This is a genomic window from Oleiphilus sp. HI0043 (assembly GCF_001634935.1).
In genome coordinates, this window is record NZ_LWEY01000381.1 from 1 (window position 1) to 799 (window position 799).

General features: G+C 40.9%; 1 protein-coding gene and 1 pseudogene. Both read left to right on the forward strand.

Translation table 11 applies throughout. The annotated features are described in order from the left end of the window. A pseudogene (locus A3729_RS32245) lies at nt 1-250 on the forward strand (VOC family protein); the annotation flags it as partial. 90 nt (nt 251-340) lie between these two features. Then, nucleotides 341-799 (forward strand): hypothetical protein (locus tag A3729_RS05160; protein WP_068633317.1); only part of this gene is annotated, 459 nt, incomplete at its 3' end.

Below are 799 nucleotides of genomic sequence, written 5' to 3' on the forward strand. Positions count from 1 at the left end.
GAAAATAAACCTCCATCAACTGGGCAGTGAATTCGAACCTAAAGCGAATAATGTTAAATCAGGTAATGCTGATTTATGTTTTATTATTACCACCCCGATAGGTAGTGCTATCGAGCATTTAAACAGTTGTGACGTTACAGTGATCGAGGGGCCAGTAAGCCGTACAGGTGCAAAAGGTAAAGTTGAGTCAGTATATTTTAGAGATCCTGACGGCAACCTTATCGAGGTATCAAACTATCAAAACGTGTAACAAGGCCATCTTGCATCGCCCAGCCAAAAAACGGCTGGGCCGGACCTCACTTCGTTCGGCCACAAATGTAGGCGTTAGGAATATGAAACAATGAAATCGGTATCTACGGGTTTAAAAAAGATTCTTATTTTTACAGGAAGCACTGTAGCCTTATCAATTGGATATTATATATACGCCCTTAGCCTTTACCCGCCAGTTGAAGAGCGTGAAACATTTTTAGCTGAAATAGGTGAAGGGTTAGGAGAGATTGGTTTATGGCTACTCGTATTCATTTACGCCAGAACTCTAATCAAATTGTTTTTTGGAAAAGGGGCTATCGCTAAAAGGCTCTTACCAGAATACAGTATAGAGCTTGACCCGCCGCTTATAGATAGTTTGATCAATCTATTAAATAGAACGCATGTATATTTCGGTATCGGTGCGGTGGCTATAATACTTCTGCACATCGCTTTAATGGGTTTACCAATGCATATTCTTTTTTTCCCTGCGGTACTCGCACTAGTAATCTGGCAAGGGCTATTCGGTATTTTTATCAGCTGGCGATACTCT